At 54.1% G+C, this 23,497-nt stretch carries 27 protein-coding genes, 1 rRNA gene, 1 pseudogene and 1 riboswitch; of the genes and pseudogenes, 2 read left to right on the top strand and 27 right to left on the bottom strand.

Annotated elements, in window-relative coordinates; genetic code table 11:
* Window positions 1–2 precede the first annotated feature (2 nt).
* From BLR08_RS28420 to BLR08_RS28340, 16 genes and pseudogenes are all read right to left on the bottom strand, one after another.
* Window positions 3–233 carry an anti-sigma-F factor Fin gene (locus tag BLR08_RS28420; RefSeq protein WP_072337949.1) on the bottom strand — a complete coding sequence of 77 codons (231 nt, stop codon included), beginning with the start codon at window positions 231–233 and terminating at the stop codon, window positions 3–5.
* Between the two features lie 103 nt (window positions 234–336).
* The gene (gene pth, locus BLR08_RS28415) at window positions 337–897 is read right to left on the bottom strand and encodes an aminoacyl-tRNA hydrolase (RefSeq protein ID WP_072337948.1); all 561 of its coding nucleotides are present in this window, start codon (window positions 895–897) and stop codon (window positions 337–339) included.
* A gap of 263 nt (window positions 898–1,160) precedes the next feature.
* A complete protein-coding gene (locus BLR08_RS28410; protein ID WP_072337947.1) occupies window positions 1,161–1,805 on the bottom strand; it encodes a 50S ribosomal protein L25 in 645 nt (214 codons plus the stop codon).
* Between the two features lie 97 nt (window positions 1,806–1,902).
* A complete protein-coding gene (gene glmU, locus BLR08_RS28405) occupies window positions 1,903–3,306 on the bottom strand; it encodes a bifunctional UDP-N-acetylglucosamine diphosphorylase/glucosamine-1-phosphate N-acetyltransferase GlmU (RefSeq protein ID WP_072337946.1) in 1,404 nt (467 codons plus the stop codon).
* Window positions 3,307–3,440: 134 nt separating this feature from the next.
* Entirely contained in the window at window positions 3,441–3,725 is a 285-nt protein-coding gene (gene spoVG, locus BLR08_RS28400; RefSeq protein ID WP_072337945.1) for a septation regulator SpoVG, read from the bottom strand.
* A gap of 122 nt (window positions 3,726–3,847) precedes the next feature.
* Complete coding sequence (locus BLR08_RS28395; protein WP_072337944.1) at window positions 3,848–4,234, bottom strand: RidA family protein; 387 nt, start codon at window positions 4,232–4,234, stop codon at window positions 3,848–3,850.
* Window positions 4,231–5,082, bottom strand: coding sequence for a pur operon repressor (gene purR / locus BLR08_RS28390; RefSeq protein WP_072337943.1), 852 nt, complete (start codon window positions 5,080–5,082; stop codon window positions 4,231–4,233). Before purR ends, BLR08_RS28395 begins: the two co-directional genes overlap by 4 nt.
* A 214-nt stretch (window positions 5,083–5,296) precedes the next feature.
* Window positions 5,297–6,151 carry a 4-(cytidine 5'-diphospho)-2-C-methyl-D-erythritol kinase gene (gene ispE / locus BLR08_RS28385; RefSeq protein ID WP_072337942.1) on the bottom strand — a complete coding sequence of 285 codons (855 nt, stop codon included), beginning with the start codon at window positions 6,149–6,151 and terminating at the stop codon, window positions 5,297–5,299.
* Between the two features lie 496 nt (window positions 6,152–6,647).
* A pseudogene (locus tag BLR08_RS32210) lies at window positions 6,648–6,824 on the bottom strand (small, acid-soluble spore protein, alpha/beta type); the annotation flags it as partial.
* A 255-nt stretch (window positions 6,825–7,079) separates the two neighbouring features.
* The gene (gene veg / locus BLR08_RS28375) at window positions 7,080–7,352 is read right to left on the bottom strand and encodes a biofilm formation stimulator Veg (protein WP_072337941.1); all 273 of its coding nucleotides are present in this window, start codon (window positions 7,350–7,352) and stop codon (window positions 7,080–7,082) included.
* 222 nt (window positions 7,353–7,574) lie between these two features.
* A complete protein-coding gene (gene yabG, locus BLR08_RS28370) occupies window positions 7,575–8,465 on the bottom strand; it encodes a sporulation peptidase YabG (protein ID WP_072337940.1) in 891 nt (296 codons plus the stop codon).
* 63 nt (window positions 8,466–8,528) lie between these two features.
* Window positions 8,529–9,464, bottom strand: coding sequence for a 16S rRNA (adenine(1518)-N(6)/adenine(1519)-N(6))-dimethyltransferase RsmA (gene rsmA / locus BLR08_RS28365; protein ID WP_256257834.1), 936 nt, complete (start codon window positions 9,462–9,464; stop codon window positions 8,529–8,531).
* The gene (rnmV, locus tag BLR08_RS28360; protein WP_072337939.1) at window positions 9,461–10,021 is read right to left on the bottom strand and encodes a ribonuclease M5; all 561 of its coding nucleotides are present in this window, start codon (window positions 10,019–10,021) and stop codon (window positions 9,461–9,463) included. Before rnmV ends, rsmA begins: the two co-directional genes overlap by 4 nt.
* Window positions 10,022–10,133: 112 nt before the next feature.
* Window positions 10,134–11,273: a 3D domain-containing protein gene (locus tag BLR08_RS28355; protein WP_072337938.1), complete on the bottom strand. Its 1,140-nt coding sequence runs from the start codon at window positions 11,271–11,273 to the stop codon at window positions 10,134–10,136.
* Between the two features lie 276 nt (window positions 11,274–11,549).
* Window positions 11,550–11,741: riboswitch (cyclic di-AMP (ydaO/yuaA leader) on the bottom strand.
* Between the two features lie 237 nt (window positions 11,742–11,978).
* Window positions 11,979–12,746 carry a TatD family hydrolase gene (locus BLR08_RS28345; RefSeq protein ID WP_072337936.1) on the bottom strand — a complete coding sequence of 256 codons (768 nt, stop codon included), beginning with the start codon at window positions 12,744–12,746 and terminating at the stop codon, window positions 11,979–11,981.
* 58 nt (window positions 12,747–12,804) lie between these two features.
* Window positions 12,805–14,091 (bottom strand): HD domain-containing protein, encoded by a 1,287-nt coding sequence (locus BLR08_RS28340; protein WP_072337935.1) that lies wholly within the window; start codon window positions 14,089–14,091, stop codon window positions 12,805–12,807.
* Window positions 14,092–14,475: 384 nt separating this feature from the next.
* Here BLR08_RS28340 and BLR08_RS28335 point away from each other — a divergent pair, with 384 nt between their 5' ends.
* Complete coding sequence (locus BLR08_RS28335; RefSeq protein WP_072337934.1) at window positions 14,476–14,730, top strand: AbrB/MazE/SpoVT family DNA-binding domain-containing protein; 255 nt, start codon at window positions 14,476–14,478, stop codon at window positions 14,728–14,730.
* Window positions 14,731–14,852: 122 nt separating this feature from the next.
* On the opposite strand, the gene rsmI is transcribed toward BLR08_RS28335, so the two are convergent.
* The 10 genes from rsmI to BLR08_RS28285 all read right to left on the bottom strand — a co-directional run bounded on the left by rsmI (window position 14,853) and on the right by BLR08_RS28285 (window position 22,253).
* Entirely contained in the window at window positions 14,853–15,737 is an 885-nt protein-coding gene (gene rsmI, locus BLR08_RS28330) for a 16S rRNA (cytidine(1402)-2'-O)-methyltransferase (RefSeq protein ID WP_090586582.1), read from the bottom strand.
* 12 nt (window positions 15,738–15,749) lie between these two features.
* Entirely contained in the window at window positions 15,750–16,523 is a 774-nt protein-coding gene (locus BLR08_RS28325; RefSeq protein ID WP_083537555.1) for a tRNA1(Val) (adenine(37)-N6)-methyltransferase, read from the bottom strand.
* 67 nt (window positions 16,524–16,590) lie between these two features.
* Window positions 16,591–16,944, bottom strand: a complete 354-nt coding sequence (gene yabA / locus BLR08_RS28320; RefSeq protein WP_072337986.1) for a DNA replication initiation control protein YabA — start codon at window positions 16,942–16,944, stop codon at window positions 16,591–16,593.
* Between the two features lie 54 nt (window positions 16,945–16,998).
* Entirely contained in the window at window positions 16,999–17,802 is an 804-nt protein-coding gene (locus BLR08_RS28315) for a PSP1 domain-containing protein (RefSeq protein WP_072337931.1), read from the bottom strand.
* 2 nt (window positions 17,803–17,804) lie between these two features.
* On the bottom strand, window positions 17,805–18,782 hold the full coding sequence (gene holB / locus BLR08_RS28310; protein WP_072337930.1) for a DNA polymerase III subunit delta': 978 nt from the start codon (window positions 18,780–18,782) through the stop codon (window positions 17,805–17,807).
* Window positions 18,783–18,871: 89 nt separating this feature from the next.
* The gene (locus BLR08_RS28305; protein WP_072337929.1) at window positions 18,872–19,318 is read right to left on the bottom strand and encodes a YaaR family protein; all 447 of its coding nucleotides are present in this window, start codon (window positions 19,316–19,318) and stop codon (window positions 18,872–18,874) included.
* An 18-nt stretch (window positions 19,319–19,336) separates the two neighbouring features.
* The gene (locus BLR08_RS28300) at window positions 19,337–19,666 is read right to left on the bottom strand and encodes a cyclic-di-AMP receptor (RefSeq protein WP_072337928.1); all 330 of its coding nucleotides are present in this window, start codon (window positions 19,664–19,666) and stop codon (window positions 19,337–19,339) included.
* A gap of 120 nt (window positions 19,667–19,786) precedes the next feature.
* The gene (gene tmk, locus BLR08_RS28295) at window positions 19,787–20,425 is read right to left on the bottom strand and encodes a dTMP kinase (protein ID WP_072337927.1); all 639 of its coding nucleotides are present in this window, start codon (window positions 20,423–20,425) and stop codon (window positions 19,787–19,789) included.
* On the bottom strand, window positions 20,422–21,933 hold the full coding sequence (locus tag BLR08_RS28290; protein WP_072337926.1) for an aminotransferase class I/II-fold pyridoxal phosphate-dependent enzyme: 1,512 nt from the start codon (window positions 21,931–21,933) through the stop codon (window positions 20,422–20,424). Before BLR08_RS28290 ends, tmk begins: the two co-directional genes overlap by 4 nt.
* 122 nt (window positions 21,934–22,055) lie before the next feature.
* A complete protein-coding gene (locus BLR08_RS28285) occupies window positions 22,056–22,253 on the bottom strand; it encodes a sigma factor G inhibitor Gin (protein WP_072337925.1) in 198 nt (65 codons plus the stop codon).
* A 176-nt stretch (window positions 22,254–22,429) separates the two neighbouring features.
* Between BLR08_RS28285 and BLR08_RS28280 the strand changes: the two genes are divergently transcribed.
* Window positions 22,430–22,960, top strand: a complete 531-nt coding sequence (locus BLR08_RS28280; protein ID WP_083537553.1) for a hypothetical protein — start codon at window positions 22,430–22,432, stop codon at window positions 22,958–22,960.
* 254 nt (window positions 22,961–23,214) lie between these two features.
* On the opposite strand, the gene BLR08_RS28275 is transcribed toward BLR08_RS28280, so the two are convergent.
* Window positions 23,215–23,497 (bottom strand): 23S ribosomal RNA (locus BLR08_RS28275); the annotation flags it as partial.

Here is a 23,497-nt window from a genome sequence, read left to right as displayed (position 1 = left end):
CCCTATTGCAGAGGATTCGCGAGGAGCGACAGCTCCGGATTGGCCTCCAGCGCTTCCTTGCAGTAATCGCATACCACCTTGACGGTGATATCCCCATTAGGGTTATACGATATTATATCTCTCCGTTCCTCAGGGGTCAAGAAATGGAAGCCGAGCTGAAATTCGCTCGCCGCTCCCCCGCGGATTTCCCCGATAAATGTTTGACAATGCCGGCATGTATACGTGACAGCCATACCTTCAATCCCTCCCTGGGCGCTCTGCTGACGCAAAGCTCATTTGGTATCCAGTATGCCCATTACAGAGAGAGATTAGCCCGGCCCGGCCGGGAGAAACAGGCTACACGTTAAACTTCGCCATGGTCTTCTCAAAGGGAAGCGCAAGCAGATGCTCCATCGCATCGTTCGTCTTGTCCAGCACCGTATCCATATGCGCCAGCTCGTCCTTGGAAAACGCATGCAGCACATAATCGGCGATATCCCGTCCGGGGGCGGGCCGTGAGATGCCTATCCGGATGCGGTTGAACGACTGAGTCCCCAAATGCGCAATGGTTGACTTGATGCCGTTATGCCCGCCTGCGCTTCCCTGATAACGGAGCCGAATCTGGCCATAAGCCGTATCCAGATCATCATATACGACGATCAGATCCTCAATCGGCGCCTTGTAGAAATCCATAAAAGCCCGGATCGATTCCCCGGACAAGTTCATATACGTCTGCGGCTTCAGCAGATACACCTTCTGACCGCCGACTACCCCTTCGCCCAGCAGCGCTTTGCACTTGCTCTGCGCAATCTTGATGCCATGCCTTGCGGCAAACCGGTCCAGGGCCATAAACCCGATATTGTGACGGGTTTGCTCATATTGTTTACCCGGATTTCCCAGGCCTACGAACCATTTCAACCGAACCCCTGCTCCCTTCCCCGCTCACTCGAACAGGCGCTGCACTCTTCTTGGCCTGCGGTGCGTGCACCTCTTATGATACCCGAAAAAAACCGCCAAGCCAACTCGCCGGCAGAGGCATCGACGAGCTTAGCGGCTGATTTCGAGGCAAAGACAGCCTCACGAAGCCCGGCCGGTGAAGCCGCATTCATCCTAGGCATGATGAAAAAACGCACCGACGCCTATCGGTGCGTTTTCGTTTTCGAGCATGGGTTAAGCCGGCTTTAGCTGACCGGCTCCTCCGACTTGTCCTCCTCCGCGGCAGGCGCCTCGGCTTGGGCTTGATCGGCGGACTCCTCGACCGCTTCCACATCCTCGGCCTTCTGCGGCGTCAGGATGGTGGCGAGCACATCATGCTCATCCGTCTTGATCTCGATGCTGTCGGCCAGCTTCAAGCTGGAGACGAGCAGATTCTCCCCGATGTCCAGAGCCGAAACGTCCACCTCAATCGAATCGGGGATTTGGGTCGGCAGGCAGCGCACCTCCAGCTCGTGGCGCTGAATTTGCAAAATGCCTCCGGCCTGCACGCCGGCCGGCTCGCCTATGTAATCCAGCCGTACCGTCGTATTGACCGGCTCATCCATATTAATTTGATGGAAATCGACATGCAGCAGCTGACGGCTGAGCCCTTCCCGTTGAATTTCGTTAATCATTACCGGCTGCTTGCCGTACTCCGGCACATCCAGCTCAATAACCGCATGGGGATTCACCTTCAATAAAGCGGTGAGCTCCTTCTGGTCGAGCACGATGGGAGTTTGCGATACTTTCTTCCCGTACACGACACCGGGTACTTTGCCCTCAGCACGAAGACGCTTGCGCTCTCCCTTCGTACCGATATGGCGAGCTTCAGCTTTCAATGTAGCAGACATAACACTACCTCCTTCAATTGGGACAAGCTTCACGCTTCTACTTACTTTACCCAATTGATGAAGGTCTAAAACCCTGCCGCACAATATTTCGAAATGTCTACGCCTGCGGCTTGGATGCCGCCTTCTTCGCGGCAAACTTGCTGCGCAGCTTGTCGGCATAACCCGGCTTGTTGACCTGCCGCTCCCGGGCGATGGCCAGATCGCCGGGCTCCACATTATGCGTAATGGTCGAGCCTGCCACGATATAAGCGCCCTTGCCTACCTTAACCGGCGCGATCAGATTCACATTGCTGCCGACGAAGGCATCGTCCTCCACCTCGGTCAGCTGCTTGTTGAAGCCGTCGTAATTCACTGTAATCGCGCCGCAGCCGAAGTTTACATTCCGGCCGATCTGCGCGTCTCCGATATAGCTCAGATGGGACACCTTCGTATCGTCGCCAAGCTTCGCATTTTTGATCTCGACGAAGTCGCCGATCTTCACATTTTGCCCCAGATCGGCGCCCGGGCGCAAATAAGCGAATGGCCCGACCGAAGAGCCGTCGCCCACCACGGCATCCTGCAGCACCGAATATTTGACCTCGACGCCGGAGCCGATCGACGAATCCAAAATATCCGCCTGCGGTCCGATCACCGCATCCTCGCCGATCGTCGTGCGGCCGCGCAGTACGGTGCCCGGACGGAGCACCGTATCCGCTCCGATGCGCACGTCGGCTTCGATGTAGGTGTTCTCCGGATCGACGATCGAGACGCCGGCCAGCATATGCTGCCGATTGATGCGCCTGCGCATCGCCTGCTCGGCTTCTGACAATGCGACCCGGTCGTTGACGCCGATCGACTCCGCCGCGTCTTCGAGCACATAGCCGTCGATCCGCTCTCCTCCGGCATTCAGAATTCCGATGACATCGGTTATATAATATTCATTTTGCGCATTGTCATTTTTGACCTGGGCCAAGGCTGCGAACAGCTTCCGGTTGTCGAAGCAGTAGGTGCCGGTATTGATCTCCTTTACCTGACGCTCCTCGGGGGTACAATCCTTCTCCTCGACGATCTTCGTGACGAACCCATCCTGGTCGCGAATGATGCGTCCGTAGCCCTTCGGCTCATCGACGATCCCGGTCAGAATCGTCGCCGCCGCTCCCCGTTTCTGGTGCAGCTCGATCATCCCCTGCAGCGTTTCTGCGGAGATCAGCGGCGTGTCGCCGCATACGACGAGCGTCAGTGCTTCTTCCTCGCCGACCAGCTCCTTGGCTTGCAGCACCGCATGTCCCGTACCGAGCTGCTGCTCCTGCAGAGCGTATTCCGCCTTGTCTCCGAGATACGCTTGGACGGCTTCCGCGCCGTGACCTACGACGACGACTGTCCGCGACGTGTTCAGGCTCGCCAGCGAGGAGACGACATGTCCGACCATCGGCTTGCCGCATACCGGATGCAGCACCTTGTACAGCTTCGACTTCATTCGTTTGCCTTGACCGGCTGCCAGTACGATTCCTATAATTTTCACTCGGTTCATCCCCTACTCTTTCAAGAATCCTATCCCATATTATGCAGCCTTCAGCCGCTTTTCTACATAAATTCAATATAGCCTACTCATCCGCAAAAGAAAAGAGAGCCTGCTAGGCTCCCTTAGAATGTCGATTAAGCTCCTTCTTCGATCACTTCTTCTTCCGTAGCGGCACGGTCGTATTCTGTGAGTACGGCGGCTTGAATCTTCTCGCGCGTCGTAGAAGAAATCGGGTGTGCGATGTCTCTGAACTCTCCATCCGGAGTCCGCTTGCTCGGCATCGCGACAAACATCCCGTTATTTCCGTCAATCACGCGAATGTCATGTACGACGAATTCATTATCGATGGTAATGGAAGCGATCGCTTTCATTCTACCTTCGGAATTCACTCGGCGAAGTCTGACGTCTGTAATTTGCACCTTCGGTTCACCACCTTTTTCCATCTAGAAGACTTGAGGTAGTAATTCCACATTTTAGGGCAAATTCCTGCTCAAACATTGAACTTTTTGTGCAATTTTATAAATACTTTATAAAATACAAATTATTCGACATTTAGCGTAGCGATCAGATCTATTTCGACAAGAACATCCTTCGGAAGCCTGGCTACTTCAACGGTTGAACGAGCCGGCTTATGGTCGCCGAAGTAAGATGCGTAAATTTCATTCACACTGGCGAACTGGTTCATATCCTTCAAATACACCGTCGCCTTGACCACCTGATTCAGCGAAGAGCCCGCCTCCTGCAGCACGGCCTGAAGATTGCGGAAAACCTGATGCGTCTGCTCCGCCACTCCGCCCTCCACCAGCTGCCCATCCGCGCCAAGCGGGATCTGACCGGAGGTGAACAGCAGATTGCCGAATTGAACAGCCTGGGAATACGGCCCGATCGCTGCGGGCGCTTGATCCGTAGACACCGTCTTGATCGTCATACCTTGACTTCACTCCCATACTTATCGATTTCCTGGAAATAAGTGCCCGGCACCACCTTGATCTGCCGCGCCTTGTGATCCACCGTGGACAGCTTGGCCAGCGAGATGTAATCCTCGACCAGATGCTCGTCCACTTCCCCGGATTCTACGAATACCCCCACGCCTTCGACCGTCGCTTTGAACTCCTGCAGCAGATCCATCATGCCTTGAATGGTCCCCCCGACACGCATGAAGTCGTCGATAATAAGCACCTTCGACTGCTCCTTCAGCGCGCGCCGCGCCAGCGACATCGTCTGAATCCGCTTGTTCGAGCCGGACACATAATTGATGCTGACGACCGAGCCCTCCGTCACCTTGCTGTCGCGCCTGACGATAACGACGGGCAGGTTCAGATAAGTGGCGGTGGCGTAGGCAAGCGGAATCCCTTTCGTTTCTACCGTCATGACCAGATCGATATCCTTCTTGGCGAAGACGGAAGCAAACAGCTTGCCGACCTCGTTAAGAATCATCGGCTGGCCCAGGATATCGGACATATACAGGTAGCCTCCAGGCAGGATGCGCTCCGGCTGCTCCAGTTGGCGGCACAGCTGATGGATGAAGAGCAGCGCATTCTCCGGCGTTACCTTCGGTATGTAACGGACGCCCCCGGCTGCTCCTGCGAGCGTCTGCAGTTCGCCGAGGCCTTCTTCCTCGAAAACTTCCTTGATGATGGCCAGATCCTCGCTGATCGAAGATTTAGCCGAATTATAACGGTCTGCGAACGTCGTCAAAGGAATTAACGAATGGGGGCGGATCAGCAAGTATTGGGTCATTTCCACCAATCTTGCGCTTCTTTTTAATTTTTTCAAGAGTGATCCCCCTTCAACCTGACGCAAAGTCAGGAAAAACCGAATATTATATTGAGAATATAACATTTTTATACGGTTAGGATCAAGAAGGAACACGAAATTTTTTGTTATGTACATGTAAGATTATGTGACACAAGGAAATCACTAATGATATTTTCATGTCAGAACCTGAGGAACGCCAACCCCCGGCCCCTTAAAAAAGCCGGACGCGCAGCTAGGTAAGCAGCCGGACGGCGTATACATCCTTGCAAAATCCGCGCAGTCCATTGTAGATGCGCGCAACCTTAGCCTCCTTGGACACCAGGCCGAAGACTGTCGGCCCGCTTCCTGACATCAGCACGCCTTCCGCTCCGAGACGTATCATGACCTCCTTGAGCTGACGCACCTCCGGGTACAGGTCCAGCGTGACCTCCTCCAGCACGTTGCCCAGCTCGCCGCACAAGGCGTCGAACCGTTTCTCCCGGATAGCCTCTACGATAAGGCGAGTGGAAGGATGGCGCTTAATCTCGGACGCTCTCAGCTTGCCGTAAATCTCCGCGGTCGAAACGTTGATCGGCGGCTTGGCCAGCACGACCCAGCATTGCGGAGGCGCTTCGATCGGCTCCAGCACCTCGCCGCGCCCGCGCGCCACGGCGGTTCCGCCCGTCACGCAGAACGGCACGTCAGAGCCGAGCTCGGAGCCGAGCTGCTGCAGCTCTTCGTCACCGATGCCCAGCTTCCACAGCTTGTTCAAGCCGCGAAGCGTTGCGGCGGCATCGCTGCTGCCACCGGCCAGCCCGGCGGCGACGGGAATCTTTTTATCCAGATGGATATAGACGCCCTGCTTCACCTCATACCGCTCTTTAATCAAGCGGGCCGCCTGGAAGGCGAGGTTCTTCTCATCCAGCGGGATATAACCGGCTTGGCTGGAGATAATGATCGTGTCGCGGGGAAGCTCCTGCATCTCGATCCTGTCGGCCAGATCCACCATCGTCATCACCATCTCGACTTCATGAAACCCGTCTTCGCGTTTATACAGCACGTCCAGCGACAAATTAATTTTGGCCGGCGCTTTCTCGAATACCTTCATAACGACACCTTCTTTGCACCTGTCTGTCTTGTAACTTGTCGGCCCGATTGCCATGTAGCTTTATACTATACCAAAAGCCGGACAAAAAAAAGCCGAACCCCCGGAAGGCAGTTCGGCAATGCGGACCCGGATCGTGCTGCTCCTGACGCAAAAACCGTCTTGGCAAGGTGGTTGCCCGACTTGCCGGCACGCAAGGAACGGATTAAGGCAAATAAGCGGACGTTTGCTGACCCGTCTGCTGCCCAGCCGCGAAGTAAGGAAACCCTGGAGGAACGAAGGCGCCCACGGACTGCCGTCCCGCCTCCTGAGACGCAATAGGCGCGGCTTGCTCCCTCACCTGCGCATAAGACGACTGTTGGTAGGACGGCGGCGTACGAAGCTCTCCTTGAGCCGGGTACATGGCCCTCGGGACGGAGCCATTGTAGGGCTGCGTTTCCATCATTTGGGCTGACATCCGGTTCGCCGGCTGCTGCGTTCTCGGCATCGAAGCTGCCGTCTGGTTCGCCAGCGTCTGTTCTGCGATCTGGATCGCCCGCTTCACCATGTTGCCCGCATCCTTGGTTTTAATGCCTCCCCAGCCTTCCCGTTCGACCGTCTCATAGAACCCCAAATCCTTGGCAAGCTCATACTTGAACTGCTCGGACATCACGCCTCTTCGATTTCTGCGGCCCATGCGTTTCAATCTCCTTTCACAGGTTGAAAAATTAGATAAGTGCACTTAGTATGCCACCTGTCCGCTGCCCCCATACTTGGCGGTGCAACCTTTGAGCTTCTCCCTGCGTCAGTTGGGTAGTACGGGCAAGCAAATCGCCTTCTCGCGTCTGTGTCAGGACAATCGCATCTTCGTTACCGCAACGCGGCACAATCGGCCAATACGAAAACGGCCAGCCGCTTGTTAGGCAGCTGACCGTTCTTATGTACGGTGGAGCTATTGGTGTATCGCAATCCGCAATTCGCCGTCTTCCTGACAAACGGTAACTTCTACGGACTCCGTCAAAATGTCTGCATAGCTGTAAGACACGCGTTTAAACGACTGCTGCTCTTGATCGAGCTTCACAATAAATACCGAAGGGTAGGTTTCCTCCAAGACACCCGAACGTTCAACGGTTTTCCGACGACCACCGTTCGCCCGCAACATGATCTTTTGTCCGACATGAGGTTCCAAACAACGTTTGATCTCCAACAGCGAATTTTTAGCCATTGACTGCTACCACCTCTTTCCTGTTAAGTATATCGCAATAAAGGTAGTATGTCAATTTAAGCAAAATATTATATCAACGACCCCGATTAATTGTCAATAAATATTTTACCACATTTTATGCGTGCTGAAGTCGTTCCTTGTCGGTTAACCGCAACCTGGCGATTGGCAAATGTATAAACGAAATAAACCCCACCAGGTGGGGTCATGCTAGGGGCCATTCGCTTAGGATGGCGTCACGTATTGAATTTTGGGCACGCCCCGGCGATAATTGCCGCGCGATTCGATACCGCCCATTCCTTCCAGACCGCTGTGAGTCAATTGGATCACATCGAGAATATCCACGGTTTCCTTAATAGGGGTGTAAGCCACCTTGGCTGCAATGCACAGAGGGTCCAGCGCATGAATCAACACGCGGGACGGGGAGCTGGCGAAGTTGGCTCCGGCTTGAAGCAGCGCTTCGAAGTGAGATTGGCAAGCGCCGGCGATCACGGTCAACGCATCCCGATTTTTCTCGAATTGTCTGGCTATCTGGACCGCATGAACGAAGTTATGGGAATTTTTGTAGCTGCTCAGCTGCGTGATATCGCCTTGGACCCGGTTCTTGAGCAGTCCGTCATGACCGGTGATGACGACGATATCGGGGCGCACTTGAGGCAGCAGCCGGCGCAAGGCTTCCGCCATATTGGACTCCGCGACGAAGTATCCCTCCGCCGGTACCCGCAGCTCGCCGTATAGATTCATGCATTTGCGCAAATAGTTCGGGTCTCCGTCGAGGTGAAGCACCTTGCCCGGCATATCGAAGAAGACCGGCCGGGGACCGGCATTTTGGCCTGTCGCAGCCGGGCCTGCAGGAGCGCTCCACGTCTGGTGCTCGGGTGCTATCGCAGCGGCCAGATGACTGCGCCGCATCGCTTCCATCCATTTCGGTCTTGTCAGAGTCGTATCCAGGTAAGGATCGAGCTGCGGCATGACGTTCAGATCGGGCAGAGGGGCGTCAGCCAGCAGCCGCAGCTCGACACCGCGAAGTATGGCGGACTGTCTGCTGAGTTCCGTAATTTTGAACACAATGTCGCCGCCGTACGATTTTCGAGTGACCAGGTCTCCCTGTTTCATAGGCTTCATCGCCTCCTCGTCTATCGTATGGCGGCTATGGGCAATTGGTGCAGGGCGATTCGCCTATTCCCGGGCGGCCCGGGCGGCCGCAGCCAAGTAAGCCGACAGCGTCCGGGATAACGTTGCATATTCGGCCATCGACAGCGTCTCGCCGCGACGGGACGGCTCGATACCCGCTTCATGCAGCAGACGCTCCAGCTCCTGCTTCGTTTCCTTGGTGAAATATTTGGCCGCCAGATTGTTATAGATGGTTTTGCGGCGCTGTGTGAAGCTCGCCTGCACGACCTCGAAGAAAAAGGCTTCGTCCTCGACGACGACAGCGGGCGTCTCTCTGACCTTCAGCTTGATCACGGCAGAGTCGACATTCGGCTGAGGGATGAACACCGTCTGCGGGACGATCGCTACCAGCTCAGGCTCACAGTAATACTGCACGGCGATGCTCAGCGACCCGTATTCCTTGCCTCCGGGCTTCGCCGCCATCCGCTCGGCGACTTCCTTCTGAATCATGACCACGATGTTTTCCAGCGGCAGACGCTCCTCCAGCAGCTTCATCAGGATGGGCGTCGTCACATAATAAGGAAGATTGGCAACCACGCTTACCTTGTCCACTCCCTGGAAGTGTTCGGCGAACAGCGCCTGCAGATCAACCTTAAGCACATCGGCGTGCACGACCTCCGCATGGGGGTAGGGAGCCAATGTTTCTGCCAGCATAGGCAGCAGACGCTGATCGATCTCGACAGCTACGACCTTGGAGGCGATCTTGGCGAGCTGCTGGGTTAAAGCGCCGATGCCGGGACCGATTTCCAGCGCACCTTTGGAGGACCCCATCTCGGCGGCTGAGACGATCCGGTTCAGCACATTCTGATCGATCAGAAAATTTTGACCCAAGCTTTTCTTAAGCGTGAATCCGTACTTCTGCATCAATTCTTTCGTTCGCTTGGGCGAGGCGATATCGCCTGCCGCTTGTACGCCCGTCACGGGCATTTTCTCCCGGCTCATGCTTGCGCCTCCTTGTCTGCATCCCATCCCAGCTCTCGCCGGGCCGACTCGAATTCCTCACGGGAGATTTGAAACACCCGGCAGCGGTTGTAAAACTGCTTGCCGTTGCAATAACCGATCCCGAGCAGGTTGCCCATCGCCAGCCGCCTTGCGGCCGCTTGCGGATGGACGATCAGGCCGGTCTCCAGCAGATCGTCCATCGATATGAGGGATTCATTCTCCGGACAGTCCGTCCGGACATTCGCCAGCGCTTCGCGGATCGCTTCCGGAGTCGCGTTCTCGACTCCGATGTCCCCCTTGCTCGTAGCCGCGGCTTGCGTCAGAAATGCGTGCTTCGCCCCCGGGACTTGTCGGGCAATCATTTTGCGTATCCGCTCGCCTGCATGATCGGGGTCCGTGAAGACAATGACTCCTCGGCGCTCCTGAGCCAGACGAATGCGGCGTATAATATCCGCATTGATGGCTGAGCCACCGGTTTCTATGGTCTCAGCTTCCACTGCGCGCTTGATCGCAACCGTATCGTCCTTGCCCTCTACCACGATGATTTCCTTGATCACGTTCGTTCTTCCTTCCTTCGCTCGTTCGCCAACATGGAAAAAGAAGAGAGCGGATCGCGCCTCTTCTTAAGTCCTTGATCTATATTCATCAGTCTTCCCGAATTGCATGCTCCTAATCGGCAGACGGCTTCTTGGGCCCTATGATATATACCGTATATCCGCGTTTGGTGCCAAACCGGTCGGCATAGCTGTCACTTTGGAAGAAGACGTCTATCTTGTTGCCCTTTATGGCGCTGCCCGTATCCTCGGCCCGGCGGAAGCCGATCCCTTCGATATACACCCACCAGCCCATTGGGATGACTTTAGGATCCACTGCAATCGTGCGACCTTCCGTTACCTTCGCACCCGAAGACGTTACGCCGTATTGCGGATGGCTTTCATCCTTGCCCGTCGATTCGGGCCCAGCCGTATAGGCTGTCAGCGTAACATTCTTAATCACTTGCTTATAGCCGAAGTTGACGCCGTTTTTGGTCACTTCCTCCACGTTAGGGGAAGAGGCCGACAGGGCGACTACCGGGCTTTTTGTACCTACAGCGACGATCCGCTGCTTGCTCTCCGTTTGTACGGCTTCTTCGACAACCTGCTCGGATACGAGCACGCCGTCCTCATACAGCTTCTCCGTTTTCTTCACCAGAAGACCTTCCTGGCCTTCCTGAACCACTTGCTCTTTGCCTTTCAGCAGCTGAGGCTCTTCTTTCTTAACGGTCTCGAACGCAATGGTCTCCTGCAGTTCGCCCGCTTCCTTCTTCACGCGAATAACCTTGATCGCCCCGCCCGGAGCAAGCTCGCTATCCAGCGGAGGCACAACTTTATCCAGCTCGCCCAGTGTCAGGTTCGACTCCTGCAGAGCGCTTGCCACCGTCTTGCCAACCGTATATACGGTTTTCGTCTCGCCATCCGCCGTCAGTTCGACTGGGGTCGTATGGGTAATCGTGATGCGGTCGCCTGACTTGACCTTGGCGTCCAGCTCATGGGACAGTCTGTCATGGTCGTTAACCGCAATGCCTTGCTCATCCAGAATTCGCTGCAGGACACCCTCCCGGGTCTGGAACGTGCGTTCCTGTCCGTCCACAACGAGCGATACGCGCTTGACGGCCGTACCGTGCAACATCAGTAAGAACATGAAAATCATAGCGAATGAAAGAAGCAGCACAATCGTTATCATGCGCAAGTTTCCATGCTTCCATCGCAATGCGAAGGTCATGCTGGATGATCGTCTTTCATGGGTTTGCTCAGGTGATACAGCTCCCACTTGTTCGGTCCTCCTTATAAGCCTCGCCATTTTGAGTGTTATGCATGACTAGAGTCTGACGCGACTATGGTTAGTTGTTTGACTGCCATTACCAACGTTCGTTCCGCTGACATCAGAGCCGCCACTTGCTTGCTCCCGCCCCCCCTTCGCGCATTTGTGAAGGTGCTTGGACATTTATCTCATTTACGGGAAAACACAAAAAAGTCAGCGGAGAAGAGGAACCTTCCCGTGACTTTTTTCATTTGGCCCAAATGAAAATGTAAGCACACGACAATCGTTACCTCTCTCTGGACGCTTACGAGGTTAGCTGACGGATTCGGACTTGAGAGTCGCCCTACCCCAGCGCGCACATTAAATATCATGCACACCAAGGATTCACCCCTAAAAAAACATCCCGGAATCGACCAAGCCGATCTGCCGTGATGTGGTTCCCCCGTTTCCCTTGCGGAAACTCAGCGATGTTGGAAATGTTGTGATCGTATGAAGTTATTATTGAGTGTACGACGGCGAGGCTTTGGTTGTAAAGTATACAAACCGAGAAAAAAAGAGCGAATTTGATTCGATTCTGCCAGTTTTGGCGCTTTTACCGGAACAAAACCTATCTATTTCTCAAGGGGACGCAGTTTTTCATGTCTTTTTCTTCGATTTTCTTGATTCGTTATTGGGAACTTTAATTTTGGATACGCTTTCCGGGCTCGGACAGAGCTAGGATATTCGAAAAAGCTCCATCGCATTTCGGGTCGTAATTTCCGCCAATTGTTCGATGGATATGCCCTTGATTTCGGCCGCCGTCTCCGCCACAAGACGCACGTAAGAGGACTCATTGCGCTTGCCCCGGTAAGGGTGAGGAGCCAGGTAAGGAGCATCAGTTTCGATCAGCAGCCGATCCAGCGGCACCTTCTCCAGCACCTCCTTGGGCTGCCTCGCTTTCTTAAATGTGACGGGTCCGCCGAACGATATATAGAAGTTCATGTCGAGGCATTGCTTCGCCGTCTCCCAGCTCCCCGAATAGCAGTGCATCACTCCGCCGACCTCAGAGGCCCGCTCCTGGCGCAGCGTCTGCACGACATCGTGATGAGCGTCCCGGTTGTGGATCGCAATAGGGAGACCTACCCGCCGGGCCAGCCGGATTTGTTCCCGGAACACCCGGTCCTGCGTCTCTTTGGGAGACGTATCCCAATAATAATCAAGCCCGATCTCGCCGATAGCCACCACCTTGTCATGAGAGCACAGCGACTCAATCCAGGCCAGGTCTTCTTCGGTCATATCCTTGGCGTCTGTCGGATGCCAGCCTACCGTCGAATAGATGTATTCGTACTGCTCCGCCAAAGCAAGCGAAGTCGGAATCGTCTCGCGGTTGAAGCCTACGTTCACGATTCGACGAATTCCACTTTCCCACGCGCGGGCGATCACTTCGTGTCGGTCTTCATCGAATTGAGGGGCATTAAGATGCGCATGCGTATCGATCAACATAAAAATTCTCCTTTAATCTTAAAAAAATTTTACTTTATTTAAGAAGCCTGAGACAAACTTACGGCAGCGACAGCAGCTTGCGCAGCTCGGCATCCAGCTCCAACGTCTGTTTCAACATCAAGTCGCGCGGGTAATACAGGTGGTATTTTCCCATCTGGATGCCGCTTATCGATCTGACAATTTCAGATTTGCGGGATATTTCCGTCAGCTGCTCTCTTCCGTCCAGCAGCAGAATGGGCAGCTTCTCATCCTGTTCTCCCGGGCGGTAAACGTCATACGATTGATCGGACGGAAAGTCCACTTCCAGGTAATACACAGGATCGATCCCTGCCTCGGTCATCCGTTCGCGCAGCCGTTCCAGCAAGCCTACATCCAATACTTCCAGCGTTATGTACTTGAACAGCCGTCTCTGCAGGAAGCGACAGCATAAATCCGACAAGATCGGATCGCTTTCCATCGTCCATTGCATCAGCGCCGTCTGCATGAACGCCTCGTCCAGCAAATAGTAATCATCGCAAGTCAGCTTGCGCTCGAACAATGCAGGCAGAGGGGCGAGCAGCGAGCGGAAGCTGAAGCCTTCATCGTACAAATGTCTGGCTCTTTGAAAAATTTTATGCAAAACCGCTTCGGCGCTTCGTGTGACCGGATGGAAATAAACCTGCCAATACATCTGATAACGTGACATAAGATAGTCTTCGACAGCATGCATCCCGCTGTCCTTGACGACAATATGCCCTTGATAAGGCCGCATGACCCGCAGAATGCGCTCGAGATCAAAGGTTCCGTAATTAACGCCGGTAAAATACGCATCCCGCAGCAAATAGTCCATCCGATCGGCATCAAGCTGGCTGGAGACGAGGCTGACAACGATCTCGCGCCGATAAGTCTTGGCGATAACGCCAGCCACCTCCTGAGGGAATGTCGGCGATACGCGGCGCAGCACCTCGTTCACTTCGGTGTCGCCGAGCACGATGCGGCAGGACCAGTCCTCATGATGCGTGCCGAACGTTTTCTCGATGGAATGCGAGAACGGACCGTGCCCGACATCATGCAGCAGCGCCGCGCATAAGCAGAGCAGCCGTTCTTCCTTGGGCCAGTCATCATACTGATTGCGTTCGAATTGCGAGATGATCTTCCGCGTCACTTCGTATACGCCCAGGGAATGGGAGAAGCGGCTATGCTCGGCTCCATGAAAAGTCAGGAAGCAAGTGCCGAGCTGTCTGATCCGGCGCAGCCGCTGAAACTCACGGGTATTGATAAGATCCCAGATCGTCCGGTCCTGAACGTAGATATATTTATGGACCGGATCTTTGAACACTTTTTCTTCCAGCAAGGGGTAAGTCATAGCCATGCCTCCTTCGCAATTGTTTTCGACAAAAAGTCCGAGTTTTTATGAATAATTGTCGAATAATGCCTGTGTAATTCTTCCAAAAATGTTTGATCGATTCGACAACCCAGCAGCTTGCAATACTAAGCAATTATTTTTTCACTATGATGCAAATGACGTTGCAATCAAGCAGCAAGCGCATTACATCAATCTTTGCACTTCCCTAATCTAGCAAATACAGCTATAATCTGTCATGTAGCCCTATAATTTTAGGTTGACTATTTTGGGAATGGTTGGTATCATAGGTTTAAAGAAATATGTCGAAACATGACGATAATTTTACATTCTACATTCCACTATACGAATCGTTTAGATGGACTTCTGGGAGAGGGGAATTTTTTTATGATGAAATCCACAGGTATCGTTAGAAAAGTCGACGAATTGGGTCGTGTTGTCATTCCCATTGAATTGCGCAGAACGCTTGGTATTGGCGAGAAGGACGCGCTGGAAATTTACGTGGACGGCGAACGCATCATGTTGAAAAAATATGAGCCGGCCTGTATTTTCTGCAGCAACGCTGAAAATGTATCCTATTTTAAAGGAAAAATTGTTTGTCACGAATGTTTATCCGAAATGCCAATACCTGTGACAAAATAAAAAAAATAGGTTATAATAGAGATAGCAATTTTAACTATGGTAATTCTAACCTTTTTCATATCTCCTCTTGAATCCCTGAGTCGGACTTCCGATTCAGGGACTTTTTTTGGAGATCTAGCCGGTCACTTCTCCCGGTGCAATTCGTTGTACAGCTCCCGCTTCGGAATTCCCCGATCCTGGGCGGCAAGCTTCAACGCTTCCTTGCGGTCATGCCCGTCCGCTTCATACTTGTCTACATGAGCCTGCGGCGTCAGCTCGCTCCACCAGGTTTCCGCCTGCTTCTCCTTCTCGGAATGTTCCACCCGCAGGATAAAGCAATATTCTCCTTGCGGAGGATGCTCCTGCACATGGTCCAGACATTCCCGGATCGTCCCGCGTATCGCTTCCTCATAGCGCTTCGTCAGCTCCCGTACCAGGCACAGCTCGCAATCTTCGCCCAGATACTCGGCCATCCGAGTCAATGTCTTGACGATCCGATGCGGGGATTCATAGCCGATGATCGTGCCGCTCTCCCTGCCCCAGCCGGACATCTCCTGCTGCATAGGCTTTGCATCGCGCGGAGGGAAACCAACAAACGTGAAGCGGTCTGTCGGCAGACCCGAGATGATGAGAGCGGATAAGGCGGCATTGGCCCCCGGAATCGGAATGACCGCTATATCCGCCTCAATCGCCAGCCGGACCAGATCGGCGCCAGGGTCGCAGATGGCCGGCAAACCGGCATCGCTGACTAAGGCGATATCGTCCCCGCTCTGCAGGATGCGGATCAGCTCGGGGCCGCTGGCATGTTTATTGTGTTCATGGTAAGAAACAAGCCGGGTCGGAATCTCAAAGTGCGCCAGCAGCTTGCGCGTCTGCCTCGTATCCTCTGCCGCAATCCACTGCACCTCGCGCAAAATCCGCACGGCCCGGTAAGTCATATCCTCCAGATTGCCGATGGGCGTTCCAACTAAATATAACTTACCCGATTTTTGTTCAGAGCTATAACTTTTTTGAATGTTCACGCTTATCGTTTCCTTTGCTTAGTAGGTATCCGGGTCATGGTCCAGAGTCAACCGGCGGCCGAAGTACACATCCGCCAGTTCATCGGTGTATTCGGTCTTATTTTTATAAACAATAAGCGGCGGCAATGTTCTCAGCTCAGGCTTGCCGTCCCTCATTCCTTCTATTAAGATCATATTCGCTTCCTGATCTGCCCGGGGATGGACGAACCGGACCCGCTTCGGCTCAAGCTTGTACTGCCGCATCAGGGTGCAGATTTCGACAAGGCGGCTTGGCCGGTGCACCATCGCCACCTTGCCCCCGGTGCGGACGAGCCGGCTGCTGATCCGGATCACATCCTCCAGCGTACAGAACAGCTCGTGACGGGCTGCCGCGAAATGTGCATTGACGTTCTGGTCTCCATTGGGAACCGGCAAATAAGGAGGATTGACCGTTAACGCGTCAAACAGCCCATGCCCTACCCCCTCTACCGCGAGCCGCAGATCCCCGTGACGAATATCGATCTGCTCCTCCAGCCCGTTCAGACGCACATTGCGCTGCGCCATATCGGCCAGCTTCTCCTGAATCTCCACGGCTGTAATATGCGCACGCGTCCGCGTCGTCATAAGCAAAGGGATAACCCCGTTGCCCGTGCACAGATCCATAATTCGTCCGCGCTGCGGAAGCGAGCAGAAGCGCGCCAGCAGCACCGCATCTAGCGAGAAGCTGAATACATCGTCGCTTTGTATGATTTTCAAATCCTGGGTCAGCAAATCGTCCAGGCGTTCACGTTCATGGATAGGTACGGCATTCACTTTCGACAACTCCTCTTTGCTTCCAAAAAAACCGTAGAGAAGTGGCTCCTCCCTACGGCTCGTTTTCTTATTTATTCAAAAATGACATGCAGAACAAACAGTCGCCCTCCATCCGCAGATGTCCGTAATTCACATTGCAGATATGAAAGCCTTCATGATAAATCCGTGCCAGGTTGTCCAAGCCTTCGCCCGCGGTCTCCTTGGGCGCCGCCTGCTCTTGATGAGTGGAGGAGACAACGGAAGCAGCCGGAGCGGCGTCTTTCTTCAGCAGCTTGCGCAGCTGGTTATTCTCTATGCTAAGCCTCTTATTCTCTTCCAGCAGTTCGATGATCTGCTGCTTCAGCTGTCCGAGCTCCGAGTAGAACGAGCCCACCTGCTCTTCCATTTGATCGATTTGCACGAATATATCCCGCTTCACCACGATAGCCATCACCTCTACTCCACTGGAGCCGTTCCCTTACTTCCGGGCGCTTGCTTAATGATGCTCTACCACATCGTCGAGCGGAAGATCCATCACTTTTTTCAAATCAAAGATTTGCACCTTAGCCATACGTTCCCCGACATTGAGTGAAACCAGACGTCCGTTGCCGAATGAGGTGACCACTTCACTGCCGACACGAGGAAGATCGTCCTTAGCGCTTTCATAATTATCATGCTCATATTTCAAGCAGCACATTAATCGGCCGCAAAGTCCCGATATTTTGGTCGGGTTCAGCGATAGGTTCTGATCCTTGGCCATCTTGATCGATACCGGCTCGAAGTCTCCCAGGAAGGAAGAGCAGCACAATATCCGCCCGCATGGCCCGATGCCGCCGAGCATCTTCGCCTCGTCCCTGACACCGATCTGACGAAGCTCGATCCGTGTGCGGAACACACTGGCCAGATCCTTCACCAGCTCCCTAAAGTCGACCCTACCTTCGGCCGTAAAATAAAAAATAATTTTATTGCGGTCAAATGTATATTCAACGTCAACCAGCTTCATCCGGAGCTGGTGATCCTTAATCTTCTCTTGACATACGGCAAAGGCATTTTTCGCCGCCTGCTTGTTATCCTCAACCAGTTGCGCATCCTGTTGGTCCGCTATCCGAATTACCTTCTTCAGCGGCAGCACTACATCGCTCTCTCCCACGGTTCTGCGTCCTATGACAACCTTACCGTATTCGACCCCCCGTGCCGTCTCGACAATAACCGAGCTATCCTGATCGACCGGCAGGTCGCTGGGATCGAAATAATACACTTTGCCCGCTTTCTTGAAGCGGACCCCTACAACGGAGAACAATCCTACACCCCCTTAAGCTGTATCAATATGTGTTCCAGCGCGAGCTGGGGATTGGCGTTAAAGCGCAATTTCTTCTGCGTCTCGATCGCCTGCTCCATGCAGGCAATCCAATGCTCGGGGGGACGGCCGAGCGCCTCCCGGGCCATCCAATCGGTTTGATCGGAGAATACAAGCTCGTCACGGCGGCCCGTGCCTAACTGAACCATATCCTTCAGCCATAGGATCAGCATATCCAGCCAAAGCCCGATCTTGTCGCTGTGCTCGCCCTTCATCAGCTTCTGCTGCGAGAGCAGCAGAGCGGAAGGCAGACGAGACAAGCTCTCCTTTGCTAATTGTATCACTAGATTTCGAACTTCTGCAAACCCATTTCCTTGAATCATCTCGCGGGCCGCCTCAGGTCCTGCCGCCAGATGAACCGCCGCCTGCACAAGCAGAGGAGCCTGCCCCTCCGCAAGCAGCATGTCCTTCATTCTTCCGCGCGCCATAGGCAGGAATGGCACCCACTGGGCCCTGGAGCGGATCGTCGGCAGCAGGGCTTGTCCATTGTCGGTGATAAGCACGGCAACGACCTGAGAAGCCGGTTCCTCAAGAAACTTCAATAAGCTGTTGGCGGCTTGAACGGTCATGCGGTCAGCCGACTCCAGCACATACATCTTCATGCCGGAAGCGGTCGAACGATAGGCGAACTGCTTTTGCAGCTCCCGGATCTGTTCGATTTTGATCGAGGCTCCCTCCGGCGCCAGCCAATACAGGTCCGGGTGGTTGCCATGCTCGACCTTGCGGCAGTCCAGGCATTCCCCGCATGCGTCGTCCGGCAGCACCTTGCAGTACAAGGCCATCGCGAAGGCTTTGGCCATAGCCCGGCGGCCTGACCCGCTTGGACCCGAGAATATATAAGCATGCGATACTTTATCCGTACGAATGCTCGTTTGCAGCATTTGCTTGACGCGTTCTTGTCCGACTACGGATTGGATAGACATGATTGCTTCAAGTTCCTTTCCTTTATCCCAAGCGGCTGCCGGGTTGCCTGTCCTTCGTGCAGAGGGGCCCTGATTTCATCCACCCCGTTCTAGAAAAACAGGTTGATCAGCATTCCGCGTATTTCGCCAATTTTCTGCAGCAGATCGATCCGCCCCTGCTCGCTCTCCAGCAAGCCATCGGCCAGCCCCAGGAGTTCCGCGTCCAGCTCTTCCAGCAGCTTATAGCGCTTGGAGCGGCCTCTGCGGTCCCAGCCGCGCGTTTCTCTGAGCTGTACGCCCCGTCGGGCGGTTTCTTCGAGAAAGCTCTTGATCATCAGCTTGTATTGTCGCAGCTCCCGCACGGTCATGGATTTGGCCAGCCGCTGCCCCTGCTGATCGATTTGGTCAAGCATGCGCTGAAGCTGTTCCCGGGTGGCCCGCTGGTCCTGATGCTGCATCATATCATGAAATGATTTTTGTTGAAGCTGTTGGGATGATGAATTCTCGCTGCGTATCAATTCATTGCCGATTGGACGCCAACCCGGGTTTATTTTCACGCGGCCTCGACCTCTTCTCTAAAAATGTTCGAACCGTTCGACCGGAAGCACAAACACCGCTGCGCCCCCCACTTGCACCTCGACGGGAAACGGAATATAAGAATCCGTCGTGCCTCCCATCGGCGACACAGGCGTCACCATCTGCTCGCGAATCTTGCAATTCGCTTTGATTACCTGGAGCGCTTCGCTGACCCGCTCGTTTTCCGTGCCGATCATAAACGTCGTATTGCCTGCGCGCAGGAATCCGCCTGTACTCGCAAGCTTCGTCGCGCGAAACCCTTCCTTAATCAATGCGTTGGACAGCCTGTTGCTGTCTTTATCCTGGACGACTGCAATTACCAATTTCATAGACCCAGCCCCCTCTGTCAAGGATACGTATTCCGGTTACTCTTATATAATTTGACAAGCGTATGAAAAATTCCTTCATTAATAATAGATTCCTGTGCAGAATTACGGAACTTCCTTATATCATATTCGTTTCGGAAGTTTCTGGTTCATCATTCGCCTAATTTCAGCGGCTACCTGCTCAGGCGTCTGCTCCGCGTTCACACGCTGCACACGCTCCGGAAACCTGCGGATTACCTCTTCGTAGCCTTCCCGCACCATCTGATGAAACTGCAGCTTCTCCAGATCCAGACGATTCAGCTCGCGGCTGTCGTCCGAGCGGATACGAGCCAGCCCGACCTCCGGGCTCACATCCAGGAACAAGGTGAGATCCGGCATCCAATCCGCGATGGCAAACCGATTGATGGCAAATACCTCGTCTATTCCGAGCCCCCGCGCATACCCTTGATAAGCCAGACTGCTGTCGATGAACCGATCGCATACGACCGACCTCCCGGACTCCAGTAGAGGGATCACCTTCTGGCTCAAATGCTGCCTGCGGGCGGCCGCATACAGAAGCGCCTCCGTGCGGCTATCCATCTCCGTGTTGGCGTTGTCCAGCACTATCGCGCGGATCTGCTCCGCTATTGCAATTCCTCCGGGTTCCCGGGTGGAAACCGCCTCATACCCCAGCTCGGCCAATGCCGTTATAATAGAAGAGATCGCAGTCGTTTTGCCAGCTCCCTCTCCGCCCTCCACACTAATAAAAATGCCTCTGTTCACTCGAATGTCTCCTGTTCTGCCAATTGACTTGATCGGACCGGTATCGTTCCCAGCTCCGTTACATTATGTCCTTGAAATCTGGCCCCGGACCCGGCCAGCAGCCGAAGGTCTGCCGCGATCTGCGGGGTGATCCTCTCTCCCGGGTACAGCAGCGGTATTCCCGGTGGGTAGGGCACGATCATCTCGGCCGCCATATGCCCCTCGCAGGAATCCAGCGGGACGAGCCTCGACGCCGTCTGCCCGTGAATAGAAGCGATAGAGAAAGGAACCGGCTGGGATATCCGTTCCCGAAACGAAGCCCCCTGTCTTATGCCGGTTGCTTCCGCAGCATAACCGCTACTCGGCCGCGACGCGTCATCCGGCTGCTCTTGTTGGGCTATCCGATCCAGCGCTTCCAGCAAATGATGAACCTCCTCCAGCCGGCTGACCAGACTGAAAGCCAGCACGACATATCCGGCATCGGCCATCTCCGCATAACAGCCGGATTCCTCGAGCTTGGCTTGCAGCTCATAACCGTTCAGCTTGCCTGCCGCATCGTAGAGCAGTTGCTTGAATGGATCGCTCCGGTATGGACCCGAAATCCGGGCGAGGCTCCAGCGGGGCCGACGTGCTATACCGGAGCGCCAGGATTCAAGAACCGCCAGCGCGGACGTTATCGCTCCAGTCCCCTGCTCCTGCAAATAGCGGCGGCTGAGGTCCAGGCTGGCCATAATCGGATAAGAGGGGCTGGAGCTTTGCAGCATCCCTAATATGCGGCGTAAAATCTCACGAGAGACACGCTGCCCTTGTACGTGCAGCATCGAGCCCATCGTGAGCGCCGTCAGCATCTTATGCGTCGACTGCACGACAGCATCAGCTCCGCAAGACAAAGCCGAGCCCGGAAGCTCAGGATGGAAGCCGTAATGGGCCCCATGCGCTTCGTCCACCAGCAAACATTTATGCCGGGCATGCAGCAGCTCCGCGATCGACTCAAGATCCGGTCCTATCCCGTAATAGCTTGGACAGGTGAGCAGGAGACCTTTGGCCTGCGGATAGAGCCTCAGCGCCTCCTCAACGTCTTCTAGGGCTATTCCTCCCCGTAGTCCGGTCCTCTCATCTATCCGCGGATGTACAAACACCGCATGAGCCCCTGCCAGCATCAGGCCATGAATGACGGATTTATGCGCATCTCGCTGTACGAGGAGCAAATCGCCCGGCCGGCAGACGGCCGCGATCATCGCCTGATTGCCCACCGTGCTTCCATTGACCAGGAAGAAGGTCTCCTCCGCCCCGAAGCAGTCTGCTGCGAGCTGCTGAGCTTCATGGATCGCCTCCTCGGGATGGTGCAGATCATCCAGCCCGCGTAGCTCCGTAACATCCAGCGGCAGCAGGCCCTGGTAATAGGAAGCGCCCGGGCCGAAAGCCTCGGGCCGTGCTTTATGTCCAGGCACATGGAAGCGTCCTACCGTCTGACTCTGATAGGCTGCGATCGCTTCGAATAAAGGCGCGCGTTCCGACCATGGTCGCATCCCAATGTCCTCATTTCTTATTTTGAATCATAGCTATGTTCGGCTAGCAGTATTGTACCAAACTAAAAACCCCTCTTCCATCCCTTCCGGGGATAAAGAGGAGTTTAAGTCGAAGTTTTGGACTAGGCATTTTTCTTATATAAGATTTTCTTCATCTGATGTATAAAAAAAGGATACTTGCTGTCGCTGACATCCGTCCTCACCATTTCCTTCTCACAATCCTCGCAGATAAATTCGGATATGATCATGATGCCATTTTCTTTCTGCTGTCCGCAAATCATACAAGAAGGAGTCCATTCATTCTGCAGCGCTTCGCCCATGCAGCGTCACCTCGAATCTTCTTTTCTATCAGTATGTCCGATTCTCTCAAAGAATAAACATCTTTAAACTATTTTTATGTCGGGAAAGCTAATCCGGTGCACAATATCTTCATATTTCCGAGTGGACAGCCGATATAGAGGTGTAGTCCAATTAATGAACATTAGGTGAACGAGACATGACCATGCCCCCCGCTGAACGAACTTTATCCAAAAATTCAACCATTTACAACTACCGCCTGTTAAGACGGATCCATCACAAGCCGCTGCATCATTATGCGTATTGGCTGCTGACCGTATTGGCCTGGATCTGCGCCCTGCTGCTGCTCGATCCGTTGCCATTCGGCCTTGTCCTGTTCGGAATTCCTATTCTGCATATGATCTTCCTGCGGCTGCTTCTCCAGACCAAGGAAGGCTATACCCCCCGTTCCTGGCACTGGTCCTTTCGGATGCCATGGTTCGGCTACGCTCCCGCCGGCTATATCTCCCTCTCCAAGGTAGGCCGCATGCATAACCAACTGCTCGGTGTGGGGCTGCTTATACTTGCCTGCCTTTATCCTTGGATCGAGCTGTACACGCTGCTATTCGCTGCATTTTTGCATATCTGGCTCTTGCTTCCCCGCTTCACTATCTTGCTGCTGCTCCGTAAACATAAAGCAACCGGCCTTCTGAAAATCAACGAGCGAGATTCTTCCTGCTATGCCCAATAAGCGGGAAGGGTTTCGCTCTTCCTCGTGATTTATCGGGAAATTATCTCCCGATAAATCAAATACCCTTGAATCAACATGATGTTGGCTCAAGGGTATCGTATTCCCTGAAAACTGGATACGAAACATTGCTCTGCTGAATTTGTCATTTTAGCTTTTGGGGCCCCCGCAAAGTACCAGGAATACGCTTCGTCAGCCTACTCTTCACTTTGTGGGGTATAGCCCATGCTTACGAAGTGGTTTACTCCGTAAACCTGTAGGATAAGCCCTCGACCGATTAGTATTCGTCAGCTCCACACGTTGCCGCGCTTCCACCCCGAACCTATCTACCTCGTCGTCTACAAGGGGTCTTACTTACTGGGAAATCTCATCTTGAGGGGGGCTTCACGCTTAGATGCTTTCAGCGCTTATCCCTGCCGTACTTGGCTATCCAGCCGTGCCTCTGGCGAGACAACTGGTACACCAGCGGTACGTCCATCCCGGTCCTCTCGTACTAAGGACAGCTCCTCTCAAATTTCCTGCGCCCGCGACAGATAGGGA

Origin of the sequence: Paenibacillus sp. cl123, from assembly GCF_900101595.1 — a bacterium.
Lineage (GTDB): Bacteria > Bacillota > Bacilli > Paenibacillales > NBRC-103111 > Paenibacillus_G.
The sequence above is the reverse complement of the archived record's forward strand: the minus strand, read 5'-3'. Positions and strand labels throughout refer to the sequence as shown.